The sequence below is a fragment of the Thermoproteota archaeon genome (assembly GCA_003352285.1).
Classification (GTDB): Archaea; Thermoproteota; Nitrososphaeria; order Nitrososphaerales; family Nitrosopumilaceae; genus PXYB01.
In genome coordinates, this window is record QQVN01000004.1 from 121,780 (window position 1) to 148,427 (window position 26,648).

The 26,648-nt window shown below is 37.6% G+C and carries 25 protein-coding genes and 1 tRNA gene; 17 read left to right on the plus strand and 9 right to left on the minus strand.

Annotation, left to right across the window (positions count from 1 at the left end; genetic code table 11):
• Positions 1-179: 179 nt before the first annotated feature.
• The 9 genes from DWQ18_05910 to DWQ18_05950 all read left to right on the plus strand — a co-directional run bounded on the left by DWQ18_05910 (position 180) and on the right by DWQ18_05950 (position 12,388).
• Complete coding sequence (locus tag DWQ18_05910) at positions 180-431, plus strand: DNA-directed RNA polymerase subunit H (GenBank protein RDJ33643.1); 252 nt, start codon at positions 180-182, stop codon at positions 429-431.
• Positions 432-3,779, plus strand: a complete 3,348-nt coding sequence (locus DWQ18_05915) for a DNA-directed RNA polymerase subunit B (protein RDJ33574.1) — start codon at positions 432-434, stop codon at positions 3,777-3,779.
• Complete coding sequence (locus DWQ18_05920) at positions 3,779-7,582, plus strand: DNA-directed RNA polymerase subunit A' (protein ID RDJ33575.1); 3,804 nt, start codon at positions 3,779-3,781, stop codon at positions 7,580-7,582. The genes DWQ18_05915 and DWQ18_05920 overlap by 1 nt, the downstream gene beginning before the upstream one ends.
• Before the next feature lie 51 nt (positions 7,583-7,633).
• Positions 7,634-8,812: a hypothetical protein gene (locus tag DWQ18_05925; protein ID RDJ33576.1), complete on the plus strand. Its 1,179-nt coding sequence runs from the start codon at positions 7,634-7,636 to the stop codon at positions 8,810-8,812.
• A 61-nt stretch (positions 8,813-8,873) separates the two neighbouring features.
• A complete protein-coding gene (locus DWQ18_05930) occupies positions 8,874-10,397 on the plus strand; it encodes a tetratricopeptide repeat protein (GenBank protein RDJ33577.1) in 1,524 nt (507 codons plus the stop codon).
• A gap of 90 nt (positions 10,398-10,487) precedes the next feature.
• Entirely contained in the window at positions 10,488-10,799 is a 312-nt protein-coding gene (locus DWQ18_05935) for a 50S ribosomal protein L7ae (GenBank protein ID RDJ33578.1), read from the plus strand.
• A gap of 81 nt (positions 10,800-10,880) precedes the next feature.
• The gene (locus DWQ18_05940) at positions 10,881-11,345 is read left to right on the plus strand and encodes a NusA-like transcription termination signal-binding factor (GenBank protein ID RDJ33579.1); all 465 of its coding nucleotides are present in this window, start codon (positions 10,881-10,883) and stop codon (positions 11,343-11,345) included.
• A gap of 3 nt (positions 11,346-11,348) precedes the next feature.
• The gene (locus tag DWQ18_05945; GenBank protein ID RDJ33580.1) at positions 11,349-11,786 is read left to right on the plus strand and encodes a 30S ribosomal protein S12; all 438 of its coding nucleotides are present in this window, start codon (positions 11,349-11,351) and stop codon (positions 11,784-11,786) included.
• A 2-nt stretch (positions 11,787-11,788) separates the two neighbouring features.
• Entirely contained in the window at positions 11,789-12,388 is a 600-nt protein-coding gene (locus tag DWQ18_05950) for a 30S ribosomal protein S7 (GenBank protein RDJ33581.1), read from the plus strand.
• A gap of 11 nt (positions 12,389-12,399) precedes the next feature.
• On the opposite strand, the gene DWQ18_05955 is transcribed toward DWQ18_05950, so the two are convergent.
• Together DWQ18_05955 and DWQ18_05960 are read right to left on the minus strand one after the other, a co-directional pair.
• Positions 12,400-12,502: transfer RNA gene (locus DWQ18_05955), tRNA-Gln, on the minus strand.
• A gap of 42 nt (positions 12,503-12,544) precedes the next feature.
• Positions 12,545-12,865, minus strand: coding sequence for a hypothetical protein (locus DWQ18_05960; protein RDJ33582.1), 321 nt, complete (start codon positions 12,863-12,865; stop codon positions 12,545-12,547).
• A gap of 34 nt (positions 12,866-12,899) precedes the next feature.
• Between DWQ18_05960 and DWQ18_05965 the strand changes: the two genes are divergently transcribed.
• Positions 12,900-13,601 carry a YkgJ family cysteine cluster protein gene (locus DWQ18_05965; GenBank protein ID RDJ33583.1) on the plus strand — a complete coding sequence of 234 codons (702 nt, stop codon included), beginning with the start codon at positions 12,900-12,902 and terminating at the stop codon, positions 13,599-13,601.
• Here DWQ18_05965 and DWQ18_05970 read toward each other — a convergent pair.
• A complete protein-coding gene (locus DWQ18_05970) occupies positions 13,598-13,798 on the minus strand; it encodes a hypothetical protein (protein ID RDJ33584.1) in 201 nt (66 codons plus the stop codon). The genes DWQ18_05965 and DWQ18_05970 overlap by 4 nt on opposite strands.
• Before the next feature lie 70 nt (positions 13,799-13,868).
• On the opposite strand from DWQ18_05970, the gene DWQ18_05975 reads away from it, so the two are divergent.
• Complete coding sequence (locus tag DWQ18_05975) at positions 13,869-14,165, plus strand: rhodanese-like domain-containing protein (protein RDJ33585.1); 297 nt, start codon at positions 13,869-13,871, stop codon at positions 14,163-14,165.
• A 5-nt stretch (positions 14,166-14,170) separates the two neighbouring features.
• Here DWQ18_05975 and DWQ18_05980 read toward each other — a convergent pair whose 3' ends face one another.
• A complete protein-coding gene (locus DWQ18_05980; protein RDJ33586.1) occupies positions 14,171-15,184 on the minus strand; it encodes an NAD(P)/FAD-dependent oxidoreductase in 1,014 nt (337 codons plus the stop codon).
• A 115-nt stretch (positions 15,185-15,299) separates the two neighbouring features.
• Here DWQ18_05980 and DWQ18_05985 point away from each other — a divergent pair, with 115 nt between their 5' ends.
• Positions 15,300-15,689, plus strand: coding sequence for a carboxypeptidase regulatory-like domain-containing protein (locus tag DWQ18_05985; GenBank protein RDJ33587.1), 390 nt, complete (start codon positions 15,300-15,302; stop codon positions 15,687-15,689).
• Between the two features lie 129 nt (positions 15,690-15,818).
• Here the strand turns inward: DWQ18_05985 and DWQ18_05990 are convergent, their stop codons facing one another.
• Entirely contained in the window at positions 15,819-16,007 is a 189-nt protein-coding gene (locus tag DWQ18_05990; protein ID RDJ33588.1) for a hypothetical protein, read from the minus strand.
• Between the two features lie 135 nt (positions 16,008-16,142).
• A complete protein-coding gene (locus DWQ18_05995; protein ID RDJ33589.1) occupies positions 16,143-16,337 on the minus strand; it encodes a hypothetical protein in 195 nt (64 codons plus the stop codon).
• Positions 16,338-16,469: 132 nt separating this feature from the next.
• Between DWQ18_05995 and DWQ18_06000 the strand changes: the two genes are divergently transcribed.
• From DWQ18_06000 to DWQ18_06010, 3 genes are read left to right on the plus strand one after another with little or no spacing between them, the layout of a single operon-like run.
• The gene (locus DWQ18_06000; GenBank protein ID RDJ33590.1) at positions 16,470-18,203 is read left to right on the plus strand and encodes a hypothetical protein; all 1,734 of its coding nucleotides are present in this window, start codon (positions 16,470-16,472) and stop codon (positions 18,201-18,203) included.
• A 51-nt stretch (positions 18,204-18,254) separates the two neighbouring features.
• A complete protein-coding gene (locus DWQ18_06005; protein ID RDJ33591.1) occupies positions 18,255-18,605 on the plus strand; it encodes a hypothetical protein in 351 nt (116 codons plus the stop codon).
• A gap of 31 nt (positions 18,606-18,636) precedes the next feature.
• Positions 18,637-19,182, plus strand: a complete 546-nt coding sequence (locus DWQ18_06010) for a DNA-3-methyladenine glycosylase I (protein ID RDJ33592.1) — start codon at positions 18,637-18,639, stop codon at positions 19,180-19,182.
• A 2-nt stretch (positions 19,183-19,184) separates the two neighbouring features.
• Here the strand turns inward: DWQ18_06010 and DWQ18_06015 are convergent, their stop codons facing one another.
• Positions 19,185-19,739, minus strand: a complete 555-nt coding sequence (locus DWQ18_06015; protein RDJ33593.1) for a bifunctional (p)ppGpp synthetase/guanosine-3',5'-bis(diphosphate) 3'-pyrophosphohydrolase — start codon at positions 19,737-19,739, stop codon at positions 19,185-19,187.
• 90 nt (positions 19,740-19,829) lie between these two features.
• Here DWQ18_06015 and DWQ18_06020 point away from each other — a divergent pair, with 90 nt between their 5' ends.
• Together DWQ18_06020 and DWQ18_06025 are read left to right on the plus strand one after the other, a co-directional pair.
• A complete protein-coding gene (locus DWQ18_06020; protein RDJ33594.1) occupies positions 19,830-20,006 on the plus strand; it encodes a DUF1059 domain-containing protein in 177 nt (58 codons plus the stop codon).
• Positions 20,007-20,284: 278 nt separating this feature from the next.
• On the plus strand, positions 20,285-21,025 hold the full coding sequence (locus DWQ18_06025) for a hypothetical protein (GenBank protein RDJ33595.1): 741 nt from the start codon (positions 20,285-20,287) through the stop codon (positions 21,023-21,025).
• An 80-nt stretch (positions 21,026-21,105) separates the two neighbouring features.
• Here the strand turns inward: DWQ18_06025 and leuS are convergent, their stop codons facing one another.
• The gene (leuS, locus tag DWQ18_06030; protein RDJ33596.1) at positions 21,106-23,970 is read right to left on the minus strand and encodes a leucine--tRNA ligase; all 2,865 of its coding nucleotides are present in this window, start codon (positions 23,968-23,970) and stop codon (positions 21,106-21,108) included.
• A 4-nt stretch (positions 23,971-23,974) separates the two neighbouring features.
• Entirely contained in the window at positions 23,975-26,647 is a 2,673-nt protein-coding gene (locus tag DWQ18_06035; protein RDJ33597.1) for an alanine--tRNA ligase, read from the minus strand.
• Between the last annotated feature and the right edge of the window lies 1 nt (position 26,648).

Sequence of the window (26,648 nt, forward strand, 5' to 3'; positions counted from 1 at the left end):
AATAATCGCTTCAACCTATACTATTTAAGGTTAAGAAAAATATTCTTGACTAAAAAGAAAAAACACGGAATTTTTTTCTGGTTTTCAGATTAGATATATATTAACCTCTCGGTGAGTTTTTGACAGTTTGTCAGTGTTCTTATTATCTACAGCTAATGTTCTTGATGAGGTCGCTTAAAATGGCATCTAAGAAAATCCCAATTTTAGTTCCAGATCACGTTTATGTTCCAAAACACGAAATCATGACAAAAAAGGAAGCAGAAGAAGTATTGCAAAAATTCAACTGCCAACCAACAGAACTCCCACTTATCTTTGTAAATGATCCTGCGATTATGGGACTTGGTGTAAAACCAGGTGATATGATTAAGATTACCAGAAAAAGTAGCACTGCTGGCGACAGCCTATACTATCGATACGTGGTGGAAGTCTAAATGGCAGATCCATCAAACAAACGTTGGCCTATCATTCAGGATATTCTAAAAAGAGAAGGAATTGCAAGACAGCACTTAAACTCATTTGATGAATTTTTAGAAAGAGGACTACAAAGCATAATCAACGAAGTTGGACAAATTGAAATTGAGAATGCAGAATATCCATACAAGATTCAGCTTGGAAAAGTAAAACTTCAACAACCAAGAATGATGGAACTTGATGGTTCTATTACTCACATCACACCAGCAGAAGGAAGACTACGAAATGTATCATACTCTGCACCAGTTATGATGGAAGCAAGTGTTGTAGAAGATGGGAAAATCTTAGAATCAAGATTTGTTCACATTGGCGATATTCCAGTGATGGTGAAATCAAATGCCTGCATATTACATAATTTCTCAACTCAGAAATTAATTGAACATGGTGAGGATCCAAACGATCCTGGTGGATACTTTATCATTAACGGTTCTGAGCGAGTTATTGTAGGACTAGAAGATCTATCTTACAACAAAATTATTGTAGATAGAGAAACAGTTGGTGGTAACGTTGTATTCAAAGCTAAAGTATATTCTTCAATTGTTGGCTATCGTGCAAAATTAGAACTAGTAATGAAGAATGATGGCTTAATCGTTGCTAGAATTCCAGGTTCTCCTGTTGATATTCCAGTAGTTACTTTGATGAGAGCACTGGCATTAGAATCAGACAGAGAGATTGCAGCATCTGTTTCTTTAGTTGATGAAATTCAAGATGAATTAGAAGCATCATTTGAAAAGTCTGGAGATGTTCCAACATCAAAAGATGCTATCATCTACATCAGTAAAAGAATCGCACCTGGTATGTTAGAAGAATTCCAAATCAAACGTGCAGAGACACTGCTTGATTGGGGACTATTACCTCACTTGGGAAAACATCCTGAAAACAGAAAGGAAAAAGCACAATTCCTCGGTGAAGCAGCATGTAAATTATTAGAATTAAAACTTGGATGGATATATGCAGATGATAAGGATCACTATGGTAACAAAGTAATCAAATTCGCAGGTCAGATGTTAGCTGACCTATTTAGAACTGCATTTAGAAACTTGGTCCGAGATATGAAATACCAATTAGAGAGATCAGGTCAGAAGAGAGGAATTAATGCAGTTGCTGCAGCAATTAGACCTGGAATTGTTACTGACAAACTAAACAATGCAATTGCTACTGGAAACTGGGGACGTGGACGAGTTGGTGTAACTCAATTACTTGATAGAACAAACTATCTCTCAACAATTAGTCATCTGAGAAGAATTCAATCTCCATTGAGTAGAACTCAACCAAACTTTGAAGCAAGAGACTTGCATGCAACGCACTTTGGAAGAATCTGTCCAAGTGAAACCCCAGAAGGTTCAAACTGTGGTCTTGTAAAGAACTTGGCATTATCTGCAATTATTTCAGTAAACTCTTCATCTGAAGAAATTGTTGAAAAATTATACGATCTTGGAACAAACCACTTTTCTGATGCAAAAGAAGATCTCAAAAAAGATGGCGCTAGAATATTTGTTGATGGACGACTAATTGGATATTACAAAGATGGAGAACAACTAGCAGAGTCATTACGTGAACTCAGAAGGAGCTCAAAGATTCACCCACATGTAGGAATATCTTTCCACAAACCAGAGATTGAAGGTGCAACAAGAAGACTATACGTAAACTGCAATGCTGGCAGAGTCTTAAGACCATTAATTATCATAAAAGATGGAAAATCATTACTTACTCAGGACTTACTAGATAAGATTTCAAAGAAATTACTTTCTTGGAATGATCTAATCCGAATGGGAGTAATTGAACTAATAGATGCAAATGAAGAAGAAAACTGCTTTGTCACCTTAGATGAAAAGGACACAAAGAAACACACTCATCTTGAAATCTTCCCATCTGCAATTTTGGGTGCAGGCGCATCAATCATTCCTTATCCAGAGCATAACCAGTCTCCAAGAAATACATACGAATCAGCAATGGCAAAACAAAGCCTTGGATTTTCTACACCAATGATGAATACCAGTACTTATGTTAGACAACATTTCATGCTTTATCCTCAAACACCAATTGTTACTACAAAAGCAATGGGATTATTAGGATTAGAGGATAGACCAGCAGGTCAAAACTGTGTTGTTGCAGTTTTACCATTTGATGGATACAATATTGAGGATGCCATAGTTCTCAGCAAGGCATCTGTTGATAGAGGACTTGCTCGTACATTCTTTTACAGAATTTATGATGCAGAAGCTAAACAATACCCAGGTGGTATGCGAGACAACTTTGAGATTCCAAATGCTGAGGATAACATTAGAGGTTACAAAGGTGAAAAAGCATATCGTCTATTAGAAGACGATGGTGTTGTAGCAACAGAATCTCCAGTACTTGGTGGTGATATCTTGATTGGTAAAACCAGTCCTCCAAGATTCATGGAAGAGTATAGAGAGTTTGAATCAACTGGTCCATACAGAAGGGACACATCAATCGGTGTAAGACCATCAGAAACCGGAGTAGTTGACACAGTTGTCATGACACAATCAAACGAAGGTGGAAAGATGTACAAGATTAGAGTTAGAGATATGAGAATTCCAGAGATTGGAGACAAGTTTGCATCAAGACATGGACAAAAAGGTGTACTTGGAATTTTAGCAAAATCTGAAGACCTACCATATACTAAGGAAGGAATCTCTCCAGATGTTTTGATTAACCCACATGCATTCCCATCTAGAATGACAGTTGGAATGTTTATGGAATCAGTTACAGGAAAGGCAGCAGCTCTTCGAGGCAAGAAATTTGATGGCTCTGCATTTGTTGGAGAAAAGATGGATGAAGTAAAAGAAGTAATGGAAAATTCCGGCTTTGAATATTCTGGTAAAGAGATAATGTATGATGGAAGAACTGGAAAATCATTTCCAGTAGAAGTCTTCATCGGAGTAGTATACTATCAAAAATTACACCACATGGTGTCTGATAAGATACATGCAAGAGCAAGAGGACAAGTTCAGATGCTTACAAAACAACCAACCGAAGGACGTGCCAGAGGTGGTGGATTGAGATTCGGAGAGATGGAACGAGATTGTCTAATTGCATATGGAGCATCAATGATTCTCAAAGATAGATTACTTGATGAATCTGACAAATCAGATATCTTTGTCTGTGAAAGATGTGGTCTAGTTGCATATCATGATGTTAAACAAAGAAAGTATGTATGCAGAGTTTGTGGTGACAAGGCAAAAGTCTCATCAGTATCTGTTGCATATGCATTCAAATTATTACTACAAGAGATGCAAAGTCTTAACGTTGCACCAAGACTTTTGATAAAGGAGCGAGTATAATGTCGATTCAAACTGTAAAATCTATTGACGCCATACGATTCTCTGTTTGGTCTCCAAATGAAATCAGAAAGTACTCTGTTGCAGAAATCACTGCACCTGAGACATATGATGAGGATGGAATGCCTGTACAAGGTGGATTAATGGATGGTCGATTAGGAACCCTAGAGCCAGGACAAAAATGTCTTACTTGTGGAAACACTGCAGCAAGATGTCCAGGTCACTTTGGGCACATTGAGTTAGCTGAACCAGTTCTTCACATTGCATTCATTGATAATATCTACAAATTGCTTCTTGCAACTTGTCGTTCTTGCTCTAGACTAAAACTCACCCAGGAGGATCTTGATGAGTTTAGAAAAATTAAACAAAAAGAGGCAGCTTATACTGTAATTTCTCAAAAGAGAATTCCAGAACAAATTCTTGACAAAGCAAAAAAAGCAAAAGAATGTCCACATTGTGGTAAGACTCAGTACGAGTTAATCTTTACAAAACCAACCATATTCATAGAAAAAACTGAGATTGGTGAGCATCGTCTATTACCAATTACTATTCGAGAAAGATTCTCACAAATTCTTGATGAAGACTTGCTTTTACTATCATATGATCCTGCAACAGCAAGACCTGAATGGTTTATCCTTCAAGCATTGCCTGTTCCTCCAGTTACTGTAAGACCATCAATCATTTTAGAAACTGGAATTCGCTCAGAAGATGATCTTACACACAAGATGGTAGATATCATCAGAGTTAATCAAAGACTAAAGGAGAGCAAGGAAGCAGGAACTCCGCCATTAATCGTTCAAGATTTAGTTGACCTATTACAATATCATACCACTACATACTTTGATAACGAAGTATCTGGAATTCCACAAGCACACCATCGTTCTGGAAGACCACTCAAAACACTAACTCAAAGACTAAAAGGAAAGGAGGGACGATTCAGAGGTTCACTTTCAGGTAAGAGAGTTGACTTTTCTAGCAGAACTGTAATTTCACCAGATCCTAATCTAGACCTCTCAGAAGTTGGTGTTCCAGAATCTGTTGCAATGAAGCTTACAATTCCAGAAATTGTTACTGAATGGAACATTGAGCGAATGAGAAAACTTGTAATCAATGGACCAAACATCTTTCCTGGAGTCAACTATATCGTTAGACCAGATGGTGTAAAAATCAGATTAGACTTTGTTGAAGACAGAACAACAATTGCTGAAACTATTGAGATTGGATATCTAATTGAGCGACACCTACTTGATGGTGATATTGTCATGTTTAACCGACAACCATCACTTCACCAAATGTCAATCATGGCACACTATGTCAAAGTATTGCCTGGAAAAACATTCAGATTACATCCATCAGTATGTCCACCATACAACGCAGACTTTGATGGAGATGAGATGAATCTTCATGTTCCACAAAGTGAGGAAGCAAGAGCAGAAGCAATTCTTCTTATGCGTGTTCAAGATCAATTAATCTCACCAAGATATGGTGGCCCAATCATTGGTGCACTCCGTGACTTTGTAACTGGTTCTTATTTGCTAACAAAAGATGATACCAGACTTTCAGTACAAGAATTTTCAAACCTTGCAATGCTTGCAGGATACAGTGATGAATTACCAAAACCCGCAGACAAAGGAAAGGATGGCCCATTATACACTGGAAAGCAATTATTCTCATTATTCCTTCCAAAAGACTTCAACTATGTCATGACTTCAAAGTGGTCAAAGGGAACAAAAGGAACACCAAAGGATGTTGTAATCAAAAACGGCGAATTAATCAGCGGTGTTATTGATAAATCATCAATTGGTGCAGAAGAACCAGAAAGTGTTTTGCATAGAATTGCAAAAGACTATGGTAACGAACCAGCAAAGAAATTCCTAAACTCTGTCTTAATTGTTGCAAAGCAGTTTATCACTCATTATGGTTTTAGCTATGGATATGGTGACCTTGAATTATCTGAAAAAGCAAGACAGGGAATCTTTGATGATATCCAGACAAGCTACACTGCAGTAAGCGACTTGATATCTGAAGCAAAGAAGGGAACACTAAAGCTAACTAGAGGTCTTTCAGCAGATGAAGCACTAGAGGCATACATTGTTAATGAATTATCCAAAGCAAGAGACAAGGCAGGCTCCATTGCTGATCAATCACTTGATGATAACAATGCAGCAAAGATTATGGCAATTACTGGCGCTAGAGGTTCTGCACTAAACGTAGGACAGATGGCAGGTGCATTAGGACAACAGTCAAGACGAGGTCAACGTCTTCTAAAGGGATACAACAACCGTGCATTACCTCACTTTAGAGAACATGACGATAATCCAGATGCACACGGATTTGTAAAATCAAACTATAGGGATGGATTGTCTGCACTAGAATTCTTCTTCCACGCAATGGCAGGAAGAGAGGGATTGGTAGACACTGCAGTTAGAACCCAACAAAGTGGTTACATGCAGAGAAGACTCATCAATGCACTGGAGCATATCAAGCTGGAATACGATGGAACAGTTAGAGACCCACACGGACACATTATCCAATTCCTTTATGGTGAAGATGGTATTGATGTGGCAAAGAGTGACCACGGTGAGGCATTTAATGTTCACAGATTAATTGATTCTCAAACAATTGTAGACTCTGGTAAAAAGGCTACAAAAGAAGAGATTACTGAGCTTACTAAAAAATACACAAAGACATTCAATCCAAGACTAAAGAGTATCGTCTCTGAAGCATTATTGGATTCAAAGCTCAGCAAAGAAGGAGTTGAGAAGATTTGCAAGAAAGGTCTTGACTTGTTTAACAAAGCAAAGGTAGAGCCAGGACAAGCAGTGGGAATCGTTACAGCACAATCAATTGGTGAGCCTGGTACTCAGATGACATTAAGGACATTCCACTTTGCAGGTATTAGAGAAAGAAACGTAACATTAGGTCTTCCAAGATTAATTGAGCTAGTTGACGCACGCAAAAAACCAGTTACTCCAACTATGGATATCTACCTAGATGAAGAATCAAAGAAATCCCGTGAGAAAGCAATTGATGTAGCAAGAAATGTACTTCAAACCAAAGTTTCATCACTAATTGCAAATACGGAAACAGATTATGCAACTGAAATAAAACTGAACCTTAGTGCAAATAGACTGCGTGAGAGAGGTTGCACCGTTGCTGACGTTGAAGAAGCATTATCTTCCAACAAGAAATTCAAGATTGAAACCCATGGTGAACTAGTAGTTCTAAAATTGGTTGAAGAATCCGATGCACCAACAGTAATTACAATTAGAAATAAAGTTCTCAATACAACAGTAAAGGGAGTTCCAGATATAGAGAGAGTTACCCTTGTTCAAAAAGATGATGAATGGGTTATTCAAACAACTGGTTCAAACATTGCCAAAGTCTTGGGAGTCCAAGGAATTGACAAGAAGAATGTTAGAACAAATAATGTCTTTGAGATTGCCGGAACTCTTGGAATTGAGGCAGCAAGAAACGCTTTGATTAATGAACTAAAAACAACTCTAGAAGATCAAGGATTGGAAGTTGACATTAGATATATCATGTTGGTATCTGATTTGATGTGTTCTAGAGGATACATGCAACAAATTGGTAGACACGGAATAGCTGGAACAAAAGACAGTGTTCTTGCAAGAGCTGCATTTGAGATTACAGTTCCAACAATTGCACACGCTGCACTTGGAGGAGAGGTTGAACAACTAAAGGGAGTTACAGAAAACGTCATCGTTGGAAGTAACATCCCAATTGGAAGTGGAACTGTAGACCTTTACATGCAAGTATCAAAGAAAGCACAAACTAGTGCATAGTGCACTCACCAAGTGTTAAATTCAATCAAGTAGAATAATTATTGAAATCATTTGTTAATTCTTTTTGCACTCTTGTCGTTTTTTGCATTTGCAGAAGAGACACCCGTTTATGACCAGCCTTTTTCTCCAATCTACTTTGATAAACCCGTTTACACCTGGACTGATAAAGTAAGGATTATGATTGTGGCTCCTAGCTGGAATGCACACAATGACGCAATAGACTCAATTGGTTCTGAGTCTAGTCATGCAATAAAGATCTCAACTCGTGATAAGTCACTTAAACCATACAAGTTTACTGAAACTGAATTAAACTCTGGAATATTTACTGGAGAGGTAATTCTTACGGGATTTTTACATGATGCCGATGGTGACGGTACATTTGATACACTGCCAAGGACTATGGGAAATGGTCCTAACAACGGATATCTTGAGGCTGACAGAGAAGGTGCAATTACAGTTTCATTTGAATTTGCAGACGGGGTTATCCTAACAGAGTCTGCTGGACTAAGCTGGAATCTTGGCGATATATCCTTTTTACAAAAACAATACATGACAAATGATCAGGCAGTAATACGCATTATTGATGCAGACATGAATCTAAATCCAGAAGGAGTTGATCAAATACCTGTTAGAGTTTCATCAAGCTCTGATGTTGCAGGAATTACTGTAGAAGCAATAGAATCATCACAGGATTCTGGTTTATTTCAAGCAACGATTTTTTTTACACAAACTGATACTTCCAGCGGAAACAGACTTTATGCAAAACCTGGCAACACACTAATTGCAAAATATGAGGATAACACACTACCAATCCCACATTCAAAATCTGACAGCTTGGAAATTACAGCAACTGCTGTGCTTGAATCAAACATTCCGCCACTAGATCGTATTACTAGTGATTCAATGGAAATAGTTTCAGTCACTGGCAACAAACTCACAGATCTTTTTGTTGACGACCAACTTCAAATTTTAGGAAATATCAAAAACGAGCAAGAATTTTCCCAAGACTTTGTTTTTGTGTATCAGATCAAAGACGAATCTGGCACCATTACTACACTATCTTGGATATCTGGCTCACTTGATTCCTATCAAAAATTATCAATGTCACAATCATGGAATCCTCTAACTTCTGGTACATACACAGTTGAGACTTTTGTTTGGAGTTCTTTAGGATCTCCCATTCCATTATCTGAACCAAGATCAGAAACATATTTTGTTTCAAAAAACTAGAATTTCTTCTACGTATAATTTCTACGTGAGCATTAAATAGAAAAATAAAAAAATTATTTTGTTGGGCACAAAAATTATACTTTTCCTAGCAATTGCCAGTTGCTTTATTGTACCTGCATTTGCGGATTCTGGCATTTTACTTGGTACTGATAAAGAGGAGTACTCTGTAGGTGATACCCTTACTATCACAGGGGAAGTTGAAGAAAAAAAGATGCCATCTCTGGCATTACGTGTTTATGATCCAGATGGAGCCATACTATCTGCAAACAATGTTGAGATTTTGGATGATAATTCCTTCTCAAAGACAATCTCCCTTGTAGCACCATTTTATGAAAAATCTGGAGAATATCAAATCAAGATTGACTATGGAAAGATTAAGACTTCAGAGACATTTTTGATATCAGGAGAATCAATACAAGAAACTACTGTAACTATTATTCCTGAAATAACAGAATTTTCTGCAGAAAAAAATGAGTACACAGATGGGGAATTTGTAACTATACGTGGTAAAGTGTCATCACAAGAAGAACCGACTGTTTTAATTGGAATATATGATCCATTTGGAATTCCAGGAGGATTTTATTTTGGTGTTCTTGATGCAAACAATGAATTTGAAATCTCTTTTCTAATTGTTGATAACGTTAACTTCAAAATAGAGGGAACGTATTCTGCAGTTGCTCATTATGCAGATTCTGAACAAACTGCATACTTTGATTATGTGATGTACCAAGAAGAACCGATTCAAACACCAATTGTTACTGAAGAAGAACTTGATGCACTAGAGGAATCATTTGATGCATTAGAAGATGAGATTAACGATGAGCTCAAAGAGCTTGAAGAGACATTAAGAGAACTTGAAAATGAATTAAAAGAGATTGAACCAACTACCGTAGCTACAAAACAAAATAACATAGTAAGTGATGTCAAACCAAAAAAAGAAACTGCTAATACTAAAGTAGTTTTAGAAGAGGAACCTCAAAAAAATCTTAGTGTTGAGGACATTGAGCTTGGTATTATGCTAAATGAAATGGCACTTAGATGCGATAAGAGTACGCTAATTGATGTGGTGTCATACTATGATGGGATGGGACCTGCGCTGTTTAGATTGTGTAAATACTCTGAGGCAATTTCATTTTTTGATCAGGACTTAAGTAAGAATCCAAAAAACTTAGCAGCAATAACAAACATTGGTGCAGCCTTGAATAAGCTTGGATTATTTCCACAAGCAATTCAACAGTTTGATTCTGCATTAGAGATTAATCCAAATTATATTCCTGCACTAAACAACAAGGCAAACTCCCTTTCTCAAATGGGAAATCATAATGAAGCACTTTCATTATACCTGCAGGTATTAGAAATCGATCCCAAATTTTCTACATCAAAAATCAATATGGACACTACTCAAAAAAATATCCCTGTGAAAAATCTAATTTTTCAAGAAAATGAACAAAAACCAACGCCAATAATCTCTAACCAGGAATCTCCCAAAGTCATCAAAACAATCCCACAAGAAAACGAATCTGATAACTTTTTTGAGAAGATTGGCCAGGTATTTGCCTCCATTGGAAGCATCTTTGGATTCTGATTCGAAATAGTTTTTCTTCTCAGATCATATCGTTGAGCTGCAATAAATCTATAAAGGTCTCATTCATCGATGGATTACAGGTAAAATACAATGGGTAAATTGTTAGAGAAAGCACTAAAAGATGCAATAAAAGAAGATCAGTGCACTTTTGGTTCCAAACAAGTAGTAAACACTATTAAAAATTCAAAACTTGTAGTTGTCTCTCAATCCCTTGAGAAAAATATTTCCGAGAAAATTTCAGAAGATGCAAAAAAAAGTAAAGTACCAACAATTCAATTCCAAGGTTCTTCAGTTGCATTAGGAAGACTTTGTGGATTGCAGTTTAGAGTTTCAACAGTCTCGTTTACATCACTTTCTGATGCAAACATAACATCAATTATCAAAGAAGCCGAAACTGAATGATGCGAATAAAAACCTTACCAACTTTCAGAGCAATTGAAAGTTTAAATGACACACAAATCGTTCGAGAACAAAAGGAGAATTATGACACAATCAATTAAACTGACAACTGATCAAATGCGATTAATGTCGCTATTTCAAAACGTAACTGGTGCTACTGCACGAGATTGTGTCGAAGATGAAAAACAAAATCGAGTTATCTTCGTTGTGAATAATGGTAAAATGGGCCTTGCAATTGGTAAAGGCGGTTCTCACATCAAATCCCTTCAAAACATTGTCAAAAGAAACGTCGAACTAGTCGAATATGACGATGATCCTGCTAACTTTTTAAAAAATATGTTAAATTCTAAACTGGTTTCTGAAGTAAAAATAAATAAGCGATCTGATGGTTCAACTCAGGCAATAGTTATGGTTGATCCAAGAAAGAAAGGAATTGTAGTAGGACGTGAAGGTCGAAATGCTGAAAAAGCAAGGCTACTTGCAAAACGATATTTTGACATTTCTAGTGTACTGATTAACAGTCCTGAAAGAGCTACATTGGAGTTGTAAGTAATGGCAAAGTCTCCTCTTGGTCTATTTGCAGGTCGTGTGTTGAAAGCAAAACGTAAACGACAACGATGGGCAATCTCTACATACAAGAGAAGAAAACTTGGTTTAGATAAAAAAGCAAACCCATTGGGTGGTGCACCTCAAGCAAGAGGAATTGTTTTAGAAAAAGTTGGTGTTGAAGCAAAACAACCAAACTCTGCAGTTAGAAAATGTGTTAGAGTACAATTAATCAAAAATGGAAAATCTGTTACTGCATTTTTACCACGAGACGGTGCAATGAACTTTATTGATGAACACGATGAAGTTCATGTAGAAGGTATGGGTGCTACACAAGGTGGTGCAATGGGAGATATTCCTGGTGTTCGTTACAAAGTATTCAAAGTAAATGGAACCTCATTACATGAACTAGTAATTGGAAAGAAGGAGAAGCCAAGGAGATAGGAATGCCTGAAACTCAAAACTTGATGTTATTTAGAAAATGGGACCTTGATGGAATTGAAATTAAAGATCCTGGATTAAAGACTGCAATATCTCTACGAAAGATGATCACTCCATACACCTATGGTCGTTCTGCACTTAAGCGATTCAACAAAGCTGATGTTAACATTGTTGAAAGATTAGCAAACAAACTAATGCATTTTGGAAAAAAATATGCAAAGAACACTGGTCGAATGACTGGAAAGAAAGCTAGAATTCTCAACACCATTAAAGCTTCACTCGAAATTATCCATCTAAAGACTGGAAAGAATCCAATTGAGGTACTAGTTAGGGCAGTAGAACACTCTGCACCAAATGAAGATACTACAAGAATTGTTTATGGTGGTACTGTCTATCATGTATCAGTCGATGTTGCACCATTGCGACGAGTTGACCTTGCACTAAGATTTATCGCAGATGGTGTCAAGGAGGCAACATTTTCTAATCCTAAAGCAATTGAGGAATATCTTGCAGAGCACCTAATCTTAGCTTCAGAAAACGATCCCAATGCTCCTTCTGTAAAAAAGAAGAACGAATTAGAAAGAATCGCACAAGCATCAAGATAGAATTTTACCAGTAGCCCGAGGCAGATTCGAACTGCCGTCCCCGCGTATCCACTCCTGAGATCCAGAGCGCGGAATCCTTAACCTAAAATTATTTGGCCACTAGACTATCGGGCTACCAAGAAAGACGCTGTTTGGTTAGAATATAATTATTTGTAGTTACCTGATCTTTACTTCGTGAATCGCTGTTGCATAATCACATTCAGCTTTTAGTCTCATGTATGGGATCAATCTAAAATGAATGCAGTACAATGAATTCTCTTTGTAGATAATTCCTTTTTGTAAAAGTGACACAAGACCCCTTGATGTCTTTGAGATATCGATATTGTTTTTCTTGCATATTTCGTCTCTTTTCTTTTGGTACTGATCAAGTGTAAAGACGACATCGTTTATTTCTAAAATTAATGGCCAAACGATTTCTTTCCAAACAAATCGTCTGTTCTGCGTTGCTGATGCATACTTGCCTTTATCACTCAACATTAATAACATCTCCAAATCCGATTATAAGTTATCGTTGTCCCTAAAAGAAATTGAAGAATCACTTACTCTTTTGGAGAAAAACTGGGATGTTGATGAAACAATTCATAATTTTATCTTAGGAAAAATTCCAAAAGTGACGGAAAAAGCTGTTAAAGTAAAAGATGTCGTCTTTCATATTCCATATTTAGTTGAACAAGAAAAATTTGTTTTATGGAAATGTTTTTGGCCTGATTGTCATAATTGCTGTGACAGACAAGGAAGATTGCCACTAACATCTGATGATCTAATCACAATTGGTGCAGGACTCAAGTATCAAAAAGTTTCTGATTTTATCAAAAACGAAACCGTTACTGCAACATGGGAGGAGCCAAGTCCTGGTGGCACTACAGTAATGACTAACATCAATCTGAAAAGAAAAAAAGATGAGACAGAAGCAGATGATGGTACACATATCTCATGCAGATTCTTAGATGAAAAAGGAGGATGCAGTATGCATCCAGACCGGCCCGGAGTTTGCTATCTTTATCCGTTTTCTACCTGGCTTGAAAACGAGCAGGGAAAGGCCAGAGTGCATGCAACATTTCAATTTACAGGTGACTGCCCAGGATTTTATCTTGCTGACTCCATTGATGAAATGAAAGAAATTCTAAAAGAATACTCTGAAACAATTTACGATTACAACATGAAATCAAATAGAACAGTACGTGAGAACTTTGGTTCTGTAAGCTTTGTCTAGAATCTGATCAGATTTTTTATAATATCTTGAATTACTGCTACCTCTAACTCTCGCTCTTTTATCGTCTGTTCATTCCACTTTCTCATAAATTCTGATTTTTGATCTAGTTTTTGCATCTCTATTATCTGATTTTTTAGCTCATACTTGTACTCTTGAAGTCTATCTAATGCCTTGTTGTGCCTTTCCTTTGCATCCATACTTACTATTTGTAAGATCTGGCAATTAAGAATTTCATGACATAAATTACTCTACGGTTTAGCGTATACTATGGCAGAAAAAATTACTGCAGATTCACTCAAACAAAACAAAAACTCGTATGTCATCATTGATGTCAGAGAAGCCGATGAGCTAGCTGGCGGTAAGATAGATGGTTCAATTCACATGCCACTAGGTCTGGCAATTAGAAATGCAAAGAAAAAGCAGATTGAAGATATGCGGGGTAAGAAGATTTGCACATACTGCGGTACTGGATACCGTGGAAACATTGCAGCAGATGAGCTTGTAAAAGAGGGTTTTGATGCTGTAACCCTAGAAGGTGGATATCCATCTTGGGGACAATCTTAGATTTTTCATGCTTTGGCTACCTTCATTAGGTCAGCCATCTTAATGTCCATTCCAAATCTCTTTTCATTCTTTTTCATGTAACGAAATATTGCCAAAAAGTCTGGAAGTGATTTTAGAATTGAAAAGTCCTTGTGAATTTTTGCTCTGACAAATTTGAATACTTTTGCATAAACCTTGTAGTGTTCCTCAACAGCTTTTTCATATGCCTTAAAGTCATTCATGTTATCTAAGAATAATTCTACACACTGCATTGAAGGAATGATTCCTTCTCCAAGTAGGGCATAAACCGTACCAATTGATTCTCCAACTCCAACAACCTTTCCAGAGTAGTATGGTTTGCATCTATCCGGCGTTGCCAGTCTAATCGGCCTGCCTTTTGTCTGTAGAACCTTTCCTCCATGCTTCTTTAGAAAATCATCGGTTGCTTTGATGTGATTCTTTCTATAATCGCCGGCTCCTATGTGTGCTAAATTCTTTCCTAGCGGAAAATACCAAAAGTATCCTGACATTCCAGGAAATGGCTCAATGTAAAAGTCATCGTATGGGACACCGTTTTCATATTCAACTTTGTATTCATAAGTTGGCAGGAAAAAATCCTCTTTTAGCTTTGGAAGATATACTCTGTGAAATCCAGTACAATCCACAATCATATCGTATTCTTTTTCCAACTCTTCTAAGGATGGTGATTTGCCATAGATAACATTGCAATCCTTGATAAAATCCTGGATAAGACCAAGCTTGTTGTATGTGCAAAGTCCGTGTAAACCAATATCAAACTTTACGTCATTGTTCATCTTTACATGCATGTTTTTGCCATCATGAATTAGGAAATCATCAAAATTTCGTCCAACCTTTTTACAAAAATCTTCTAAAACTGGTTTTATCGTTCCCCATGCACAGATTGAATCATGTCTTTCTTGAGGCATTCGCTCATAGCCAACGGCCTCATGTTCTGTGTTTTTGAGTCTGGCCAAAAGATACGAGCCAGCAACACCCATTCCCATAACTGCTATCTTCAATGATGAAATTTCTTATTCGGCCTAATAAATAGACTATTTCAGAAATCACCTAGTGGCATAGTGATAAATGCAAAGAGAACGTACTTGTTCCATGAGAATCCTCCTTGTATCTTTGATGGTACTATCTGCAGTATCTGTCGGAACAATTTATGCTGAGACATTAGATACAGAGATTCGTTTGTTCCAGTGGAGAAGCATTCAGGTAAATGCCGGATACGACATTGCATTTTCTGGAAACCTCAAAGATTCTTCTGGTAATCCAATACCGCATGCTGAAATCTTGATACGAGTTGATGGAGTCTGTCCTGATGATGGACTCATTGCAAGTGGAATTACCGATGCAAAGGGTCGGTACTTTATCATGACAGAAGCAATGCATTGGGATCCTGACGGTCTAGTACGTGCAAATGCGGTCTTTTTTGGTGATACAAAGTACTCACCATCTGAATCAAGGGATCAGCTAATCGTTGTCTTTCCATCAGCACATGGAAAATCATGTTACTAGTAGAATTTCTCAGTAAGCCATTATAAGCAAACAACACTCGTAGATTCATTGAGCAATATTTGTTCTAAAACGTCCTATCCGTAAAACATCAAGGGATGATGAAGAATGATCTCATTCAGAGTCTTTTGATTAAATTAATAATTGTGTAAAAGAAGCAGACTTTTTCTCTTTGTTTGGGCATGATTTTCCTTCGCCGTCCCCGTATCCGTCGCCACCATCAGGGGTGACAGAACCGGATTCGGCGTATGCATGCATTGGTGCAAGAGCAAACATTGCAGCAACGGCTACAATCACAAAAATCGCTAGTCTTGCATCCATGATACTATAACGTCAAAATAAGATTTAAGGTTTCTTTGGAATTTATTGGACATACGGCACTAGATTTCAAACCGGACAATTTTTTCTAGGTTCCGCTAACAATCATCGGTTCGTGGATTACTAACAAATTGAAATCTAGTATCGTGATTTTTTTACTGTAGCTACTTTTTTCTGGGAGAATACTGCCTTCTTTTTCTTTGCAGATGGCTCTATCTTGTCTTCTTTTACTGCCTTGCCACTTCTTCTTGCTGCCTTTTTTACCTTAATTCTCATCTTTTGGTTTTTTTGATTCTTTTTTATCTCCTCAGAGGATGCGTTTCTTGATACCATGGCTATACTATGTCATCACAACTAAAAAGCCTGACGTATAGAGCCTACAAATTTCATTGTATGCAAGTGATCTTAAAATAAATATGATAATTCATACCGTGAAATGTGCAATCAAAGTTTGTATTTTCTTTAATGCTTTTTGGAATCTTTATGATGGCAAGCCCATTTCCTATGGTTTCTGGATATGGTGGTGATGTTGACCCTTATGATAATTCATTATCTTGCAGAGATGGCTTTACGGTAGTAATTCGTGCAAACAATCCTGATCCAATATGCTTACAGATTCCAACAGCGGAGAAATGGGTAAAAAATGGTCTTGCATCATATCCTGATTCAGTACTGCCTGAATCTTCACCTGAAGTATCAGAACCAGAACCTGTTCCAGAAGAGATTACACAGGAAACTGCTCCATTGGAAGTTGAAAAAGAAGAAGCACTTGAACTACTCTTTGTTCAGACTGCAAAGTCTGCTGAGCTAAAACCAATCTTTGGGGCACCATACACTCACAAGTTTTTCTTGTATGATGTGTCCCCTACAGTCATATACTTTTCAGATAGACCATATAGAATTTCTGGACTTTACAATCTAACTGACTTTATGCAGATTTGGTATTTGAGCCAAGACAGCTTTTCAATTGATCCACCTAATGTAGCAATAGAGACGTATGCAGGAGGTATTCCAACTACAATCATTGCAGAACTTTCTTCACCAATGTATAATCCTGACACTAAAACGATGGTGTACAATGCAAAGATATCATCTGATGGAAAAATTCCTGCTAAACTTGACTCTGTAGCATTATTCATTGATAACTGGTTTACAAAGACATGGCATCACATCAAGCATTCTGTCAGTCACGATTACCACAAGATTAAGCATGAAGTTGACAAGGTTACAAAAAAAGTCGTCCATGTTGCAAAGAAAGTTGAAAAAACATCTGAAAAAGTTGGCAAACAAGTCTATGAGCATGCAAAAGATCATCCACTAGAAACTGCAGAGAACCTTGCAGAAGATTATGCAAAATATCGTAAGGACCTAACAGAGGAAGCAGCACAGGATGCAAAGAATCTTGGCGAGCACTCTGCTGAGGACCTTGGTGAATTGACAAAGGACTCGATAGAAACTGCTGGTGAGGCAGGCCTTGATGAGATTGAAGGAAAGGGTGGTGCTGCTCAAAAAGAATGGGAGAAAGGCGGCAAGGAGCTAAACAAGGAAGCAGAAGATGACGCTGAAGACATTGGCAAAGAAGGATTAGATGATACTGAAAAGATTGGCAAACATGCGTTATCTGATGCATGTGACACTGCCTCTGATGCAGGCACCAGTTGCGGTGATGTAGAGTCTGACTATGAGGGAAAACATGAATCCTCATCAAAAGATACTAGTTCTACATCAAAATCTGAATCCAGTACTGCACTACCATCAACAAATGTACGTGAGGACTCTACCTCTGATAGTTTTGATCCTAAATTTACTCAACAACACAAGCAGTGGAGTGGAAACATTGATACTGGAATTGAAAAGGCAGCTAATCTAGCTTATCATACATTTCAAAAGCAAGAACAAAAGGGAATCAGTACAACTAGTTCTCTCAAATCACAACTAGATACCATGCAGACCCAACTAGAAGATCTTCTAACCCAAAAACAACAGTATCAAACAACTCTATCCCGAGACGCCCAAGATGTTACTGCAAAAAAAGATCTAGCTAGCATTGATGAAAAAATATCTGCACTAGAAGAATCAATCAAGGATTTGTCCTCTAAAAAAGACAAAGCAGAATCTGACTTGAAGAGTCTTCGAAAAGGATTGGAAAAAGTGGCAGAATTTAGCCTTGAGCACAGTCATGGCGGAGACGCTCAGTAATAAAAAAAAATTCGAACTGATAAAATAGAAGATGCTTTGATCAGGTAGATAATGTCTGATAGAGGTAGCTATCGAAAACCATTTCGACATAGATTTGGCCAAAAAAAATTCAAGCAGCCAGCACCTACAATGGAGGATAAGATCAAGAGCTTTGTAATTAGAAACTCTCGTAATGGATTCTTTACCAAAGTAAATACACTGTCATTCAAGTTTGAGATAACAAAGGATGAGGCATGGAGCCTAGCTGGAGGGTTATTAGCTGATAATGTTTTAGAGTGCACTCATGATGAACGTGGTGATGCAAAGCTTTGTGAGGCTGGAAAGCTAGATGAAGTACAGCAAAAGGAATATTCCAGAATGGGCGCAAAGAAGAATCAAAAGAAAAACCCAAAGAAAAACTAGAGATTAATTCCTCTGAAAACTAAACAAAACCATGAAACGATGTAAGTGGGCTGAATCAGAGCCAAATGTAACATATCATGATACAGAATGGGGTGTTCCAGTACATGATGACAGAAAACTCTTTGAAATACTGATTCTAGAGGGTGCACAAGCTGGATTATCATGGGTTACCATTCTAAAGAGAAGAGAGACATATCGTGCTGCATTTTGCAACTTCGATATATCTAAAATATCAAAATTTACTCAAAGGGATGTCAATCGCCTTCTAAAGGACAAAGGAATTATCCGAAATAAACTCAAAATAAATTCTGCAATAAACAACGCAAAAAGATTCCTAGAGGTGCAATCAGAATTTGGATCCTTTGATAGATACATCTGGGAATTTGTTGACTTTACTCCCATCAAAAACAAATTCCAAAATGCATCAGAGATTCCTGCATCGACTACTCTATCCGATAAAATCAGTAAAGATCTGAAAAAAAGAGGATTCAACTTTGTTGGAAGTACTATATGTTATGCATTTATGCAGGCAGTAGGAATTGTAAATGATCATACTACTGATTGTTTTAGGCATTAAATTCAATCAAGCTTAATTGGTCTTTGGTGCTTCTCTTTTAGAATTTCATTTATTCCCTTGATGATACTCTCAATTTTTGGATAGTCTGATTTTTTTTCTATCAAATCATTTTTAATTATTCCAAGATAATGTAACATTTTGTTAGTTGCCTTTTTTCTTTTGTTCTTTGATATCATAGAACTATCTAGTGATTTCAAATTTGCAGAAATGTCGCACAATTTTATCAACTTTGCCTCAAATGGAGCTCCCTGAAGCTGCTTTACATATTGTATTTCAATCTCTTTTTTTGGTAAATTCTTGTCTTTTGATAATGTTGATACCAACACTGCAACACGTTGTCCAAATCTTTCATAGACATCATCAAATGTTGTCTCTGTTGATTCCATGGAATCATGAAGCCAGGCAGCACATAGAACATCATCATCAGTGACTCCGAGGCTCTTTAGTCTACTAACTACCGCCTCTAGATGGATAATATCTGGAGTTATGCCGTCTGCCCTGGTCTTTCCTTTGTGTTTTTCTCTTGCGTATAGATAGGCAGTTTCAGATTTTGTCATGTTTCTGATGGTTCCCTTCCTCACTTAATCTATGCTGAAATACCAAATCTTTAAAAAATAAATTAAATACTTGGAGTTTGAAATTTTATCATGACAAAAAGTATTAGCTGTAAAGATGCAGGAAAGGATTGTTCTTGGTCCGCATCTGCACAAACAGAAGCTGAACTAATGGAAAAGGTAGCTGCACACGTAAAGACAGATCATAAAGAGATAGATCTTACACCTGAAAACATTGCTGGAATAAAGTCATTAATCAAAGAATCCTAATCAGTACTGTTCCTTACTTTTTATCTTGAAATTCTAGTTATTCTGGTGAAGAATTTGGATTGTGTTTTTTGCAATAGTAGCGCGTGACTGTTCCCTTTCCTTTCTCCTGAGAATAACTCCAAGATGCAGGTTCACCACAAACATAGCACACTACCATGGTACTCACCAAATGAGATCAAGTTTAACTTTTTTGTTGGATTCTCATCAATTGATATCGCTTATACTCGCACTAACAAGCGTGAAAAAACTTAACTGAGTTGAATTCATAAAATTCTGTTATGGGTTTGTTGGACAGATTAAGTCGTACATTTGATGAATATGGATACGACCTAGATGGTTATGACAAAAATGGTTATGACAAAAAAGGATACGACAAAAACGGGTATGACAGGGACGGATATGACAAAAATGGTTATGACAAAAAGGGGTTTAACAAAAAAGGGTTTGACAAAAAAGGATTTGACAAAAAAGGATACGACAAAAGAGGATACAAAGACGGATATGACGAAGATGGATTTGATTTCAAGGGTTACAATAAGTATGGATTTAACAGAAATGGTTATGACAAAAAAGGATATGATAAAGATGGATATGACATTCGGGGCTTTTCTATAGTTGGAATTCACATCGATACAAAAACTGCTTTCGATAAAGAGGGGTTTAACAAAAAAGGATACGACAAAAACGGGTTTAACAAAAATGGATATGACAAAAAAGGATACGACAAAAATGGGTTTAACAAAAATGGTTATGACAAAAAAGGCTTCGACAAAAACGGGTTTGACAAAAATGGATATGACAAAAACGGATATGACCTAAACGGGTATGATGAAAACGGATACGATAAAGACGGATACAACAAAGACGGATATGATCAAAATGGATACGACCGTAATGGGTATGACGAAGATGGATACGACAGTAACGGATATGATCAAAATGGATATGATCACCTAGGTTACGACAAAGAAGGATACAACCAAGAAGGATACAACAAATTCAATAAAAAGAAAGTCTAGTAAAATAATTCACCACAAGAAGGGTATCGGAAGAAAGACGAATTATAACGGGAATGCTTCTTGATTCGAATCATCAATATCTATTCTATCAGTATAGCTGGCTTGTATGGCCTTGCATGCCTTGCCTTTCCCTTTGGATCATAGATGTTATCATCAGCTTCTGAAAACACCTGCATCTCTACACCAAAGTCACTCTTAATCAACGCAGGCAATTCCTTTGACAAAAGATTCTCCTCATCAAAGTCTTTTGCTTCAAGCTTTGTCTTTCTAATTTCGGTGGGTTCCGATAAAATGTCCTTGATTGTCTTTTGCACAAAGTCTGGATTCTTTTTGATGTTTACAGTCTCTGGATTTGCAATTAATTCCTTCATGATTGCACCCATGTTTGTCTCACCATCCATCACTCTTTTCAAAATTGAATGATATGCAGTGACCTTAAATGGTTCTGCAGTGTATATTGTGATTTTTTTCGGTGACATCTTTGTTACCTTGAGGATGTTTGCAATATCATCAATGATTGACTTTAACAAGTTCTCAGATTGAATCGCAGTACTATCAAATGAGTCTACAGAAATTTCAGGCCAGCTAGATTGTGATGCCAAACCAGATTGTCCTAGTATCTCCCACATTTCTTCCGATACATGTGGTGCAAATGGCGATAGCATTGCTACACGAATCGAGTTTACTTCATGCAGTATTCCAGAATAATCCTCTCTCTTCTTTGCATTAACACGCTTGAGATACCACTGCAAATCCCCTTCAAATGAGAATAAAATATCATGTAGAGCCTCTCGCAGTCTCATCTTTTCAATCGATAGTGATACATCTGCAACCATTGATTGTGCTTTACTCTTAATCCAGGAATCCTCTGCCTCAAGATTGCTTGGTTGCCCGGGCTTTAGTTTTGTACACTCTTCCATTAATGCCTCTAGCTTGTGCTTTATTCCAGCAACTGATTCTAAATTAAAATCTGCATCCTGTAACAGCTCTGCTGAAATTATAATTGCAAGTCTAATTGGGTCTGCACCATAATCCTGAATTGCTTTTCGCAATGGAATGATGTTTCCCATTGATTTTGACATCTTTTTTCCATCCATCAATACAGAACCGTTTACTACAATCTCTTTTGGCCACTTTTCTTCTGGAAATATTGCAACATGATTAAGAACAAAGAATGTCAGGTGGTTTGGCACCAAGTCACGACCAGAATGTCGTGAATCAACTGGATAAAAGTATGAAAACTCGTCTTTAATCTTGTGAATTGTTTCAGCTGGAATCTTTGTTATCTCTGATGCTGCATCTGCGTTTCCTGCACCAAAGAAAATAAAATCAAAGAATTCTTTTGATAGGTTGTCTGGTTTTAGCTCTCCTGCATTGACATATTTTGCCAAGATATAGTACGCCATGTAAATTACAGAATCTGATAGACTCTCAACAATCCAGTCCTTATCCCACGGCAGCTTTGTACCCAATCCGTGTTGTCTTGCACATGCACGCTCTCGCAGCCACCCGATTACATAGTTAAACTCTCCACGAATCTCTTGTGGAAGAATGCTCATTTCTTCAAAACATTTTGTAGCTTTTTCCTTCCATTTTTTGTCACCATAGTTTAGAAACCATTGATTATTGAGAATCTTTACAACACATTCTGTGCCGCACCTGCATTTCACAGGAGTATTTGTCAACTCAAGCAAAATTTCTGAATGTTTCTGGGAATCAAGCCACTCTTTTATGATGTCCTTTGCTTCTGAAACTTTTTTTCCTGCAAACTCTCCGCATGTTTGCTTCAAGACTCCCTTGTAGAACTCTTTTTCATAGATCTCCTTTGTGGCATCTTCCAGCTTTGCATCATCCTGGTTTGCAACCCCAAACTTTTCACATGCTTCCTTTGCAGAATAGTCACCATACCCTTCTGTCTGAATAATCGAAATTGGCTGTATTTTTGAGGCTAAATCATGCCCATTTTTCTTCAAATCAGCCAATGCCTGCCAGTCAAATGGGGCATGTGCAGGAACTGACATTACCAAACCCGTTCCAGTTTGCGATTCTACAAAGCTAGCTTCAAGCATTGGAATCTTTTCATTTCTATGTGGAACTGTCACCTCTTTACCAACTAGCTCAGAGCCCTTTATCTCGCCATCATATGTTATCTCTCTGTCCAAAAATTCTAGCTTATATGCACACTCTGCACTAACAATCCACTTTACACCATTCACTGAAATCTTTTTGTAAACTGTATCTGGATTCACCCAGAGATTTGTAACACCAAAAATTGTTTCAGGGCGTAGCGTTGCAGTCGGAATGATGTAATCCCCAAACTGAAACTTTATCAGAATATATTCTGTAAAGTCTGGCTCCACATCCCCAAGTGTATCATGTTGTGACACTGGATTCTGATCCTTTGGACACCACCCTACGGGGTGAGACCCCTGTATGATCAGTTTTCTGTCACGTAATGTGTTAATCTGCCATTCGATAAACTTTTGATACACAGGATCAATTGTTGTAAACTCTCTTCTCCAGTCAATAGAGTAACCCATCTCAATCATTCCAGCTTTTATCTCTTCATGGAAATAGTCTGCAATTTTTACTGGTTCAACAAACTCCTTGATGGTTTCTTGCGGAACCTTGTACAAGTTTTTTAAATTATCAATTAGCTCTGCATCCCCATCCTCAACTCTTTTTGCCATTCCAAGTATTGGAGTTCCAGTATAGTGAAATCCCATTGGAAACAAAACATTGAATCCCTTCATGCGATAGTATCTTGCATGGACATCAGCTAGTGTGTATGTTCTACCGTGTCCGATGTGTTGTGGTGAATTTGGATAAGGATACGCCACTGTGATAAATTTTTTTGGTTTATCGTTAGGATCTGTCTCAAAATGTTTCTCTGAAACCCATCTGTCTCTCCATTTTTTTTCTATACTATTCCAGTCTATTTCCATTGTATCATCCTAAAATCATTGACTTTGCCTTTTGGATTGCAGCGTCTTTTTTAGATGTGTCTTTTCCTCCCCCTTGGGCAAATTTTGCATCTCCGCCGCCTGAACCGCCTAAAATTCCAGCAATTTCCTTCGCAATATCGCCTGCTTTCATGCCTGATTCCTCTCCACAGTATACAATTGCACGAATTGTTGGACCTGATTCAAAAATTCCACAATATGCAGCCTTTGATTCTGCTTGAATCAGTTTTTTGCCAAAATTAATGTGAAAGAATTCATCAAAATTATCACTGAATGTAAAGCATCTCTTTTCCTTTACCGTAACCTCTTCAAGATTTCCAGACTCTCCTGCAGATACTCGCTCAAGCAAAACTGGAATCAACTCCCTTGCTTTTTGTTTCTGCTCTTCTCTTTGCTTTTCTAGCTTCTCTCTGTTTGCAGCTAACTCCTTTTCTTTTGCAGCTAGCTCCTTTTGTTCTGTAACGTATCGGTGTGCTGTTTCACCTGATACAAACTCTAATCTGACAACTCCGTCCTGGATTCTCTTTGTTTTTGTAATCTTTATGAGATCAATGTCTCCTGTCTTTTTTACATGCGTTCCACCGCAGGCTTCAACATCAAAGTCCTCAATGGATACAATTCTAACTGATTTTACTGGAACAACTCCTCCCTGATAAATTCTAAATCCGTACTTTTGTTCCGCAGTTCCTCTGTCATAGTAGTCAATTGAAATCGGCATGTTCTTTTTTACAATGCTGTTTGCCTTTTCCTCAATCTTTTGAATCTCGGAATCAGTCAGTGCAGAGTGGTGCGTGATGTCTAGTCTTGCATGATCTGCTTCTTTGAATGCAGAGTGCTGCCAAACCCAAGAGCCCAGCACACTGCGTGATGATGAGTTTAGAACGTGTGTACTGGAGTGATTCTTTGTAATGTTTCCGCGTCTACTCGCATCAACCTTGCATGCAACTGTCTCTCCTTCCTTTGGTGTTCCACCCTGCAGCTGATGCACTACAACATCGCCGTGTTTGTTAACATCAATTACTTTGAATCCAGCTATACTACCATAGTCTGGCTCCTGTCCTCCACCTCTAGCATAAAACGAAGTTCTATCAAGTACTATAGAGTCATCAAAAACTTTGAGAACTTTAGCATCAAACTCCATTGGGTCATCTTTGTAAAATAACATGTCAGTTTCTGGGAGGCCCTCTAAGGGAAGATGCTCAATTGTCTTTTTCTTTTCTGATTGGTGCAAATCTGATAATTTTGAGTAAAACGTAGAGGGGATCTCTGAAATTACCTGCAATTCTTTGAGATAATCAGGCGTGATTCCGTCTGATTCGTACATTGTGATTAACTCATCTACGCTTGGAACCTTCTTCTTTGCACGAAGATTGTTTGCAATCTTTTCCATTCTGGATTTTGATTCTTCATACCTGCTTGATTCAACCTTGATAATCTTCTTGACATCCTCTCTTGCGCCATCAAGCTCAGGATATGTATGCTTTAGATAGTCAACATGCGTATCAATAAGGTCATCAATGTCTAGTTTTAGCTTCATGTTATCCATCGTTCCAATAATTCTTCGTAGCATCATCCGCAAGTTGTAACCTCCACCAACGTTACTGGGTAATGCGCCATCTGATATAGCAAAGATTAGCGTGCGCAAGTGATCAGCAATCAGATATGCACCTTCAATTGGTGTGATGATTCGCCTTAACTGTTCATCAGATAGTCCAGAATTTTTTATTGCAATCTTTCTTACGTCTGTCAAGTCCTCAAAGTTATCCAAATTCTTTGCAATCTCTGTAAAGTATTTTGTAAGTAATGTGGAATCAGAATCAATTCCAATTTTTTCAAACAATTTGTTTGTAATCGGTCCAAAGCAGCAATCATATGCAGTCGGTGTACCCATTGTAATCCACGCAAATCTCTCAAGACCTGCTCCCATGTCAATTACTTTTTGGTCTAGTGTAGTTGCATTGTTTAGCTCCCCCTGAAATTCTGTAAACACTGCATTTCCAATCTCCAGTCCTCTAACAAAATATTCCAGCGATGATCCAAATGAACCGCCGCCTTCCCAAACGTCTTCAACAAAGACAACTTCGTCTCTCTTTATTCCAAACTGATCCGTAAGTAATCTAAAATCCAAATCAACACACTCATCCTTCCAGTATCCTTGAGAGTTTGGAACAGAGTGCTGACCAATCATACAAAAGCTAGAAAAGTGTCTTCCAGTGACGCCAACATTTTCCAAGTCCTTGAACCTAAGACATGTCTGCGGAACAACTAACGGATTTGCAGGAAACTCAAAGACAACTTTTGAACCCATTATTCTTTGAAAGTCTACAATTGATGCAATGGTAAAGAAGAGATCTTCTCGCCATCTGCACACTACTGGATATCTATTCACTGATGTGTGGCCATTTTTTACAAAGAATGACTCTACCTGCTTCCATGATTCTGTATAATCAAATCTCTTACTTGTGGGGGGATTTCCTATGAAGGAGTAGGTATCAGAGCCGTGGTCAGGGCAATGAATTCTATTTGCATCCAGAGTCCAAAAGAATCTCTTGCATGTGGCACATGACTTGCGCTCAAATCCTTGCTCTTCGAATAGCTTTACCTTGTAGTACCTATCAGAATCAGCTGAAAATTTTGCTAAAATCTCTTTTTTCCCCAAT